Here is a 413-nt window from a genome sequence, read left to right on the forward strand (position 1 = left end):
CGGAGTCGCCGAGAAGTTCCCGGTTCTGCTCGGTGGTGCGGCGCTCACGCGCTCCTACGTCGAGAACGACCTGCAGGAGGTGTACGAGGGCGACGTCAGCTATGCCCGCGACGCCTTCGAGGGTCTGAACTTGATGGACCAGATCATGACGACCAAGCGTGGTGGCGGCCCGGCGCCGGACAGCCCGGAGGCCATCGCTGCTCGCGAGAAGGCTGCCGAGCGTAAGGCACGTCACGAGCGTTCCAAGCGCATCGCCGAAAAGCGCAAGGCTGCAGCGGTTCCCGTGGTCCTGCCGGAGCGTTCCGATGTCGCAGCCGACATCGCGGTGCCGACACCTCCCTTCTGGGGCTCGCGCATCGTCAAGGGAATCTCGCTGTCCGAGTACTCGGGGCTGCTCGACGAGCGCGCTCTTT

At 66.3% G+C, this 413-nt stretch carries 1 pseudogene; it reads left to right on the forward strand.

Annotated elements, in window-relative coordinates:
- Window positions 1-413, forward strand: a pseudogene (locus A2J01_RS32625) (methionine synthase); the annotation flags it as partial.

Source organism: Rhodococcus sp. EPR-134, from assembly GCF_001647205.1.
In the GTDB taxonomy this organism is placed as follows: domain Bacteria; phylum Actinomycetota; class Actinomycetes; order Mycobacteriales; family Mycobacteriaceae; genus Rhodococcus_F; species Rhodococcus_F qingshengii.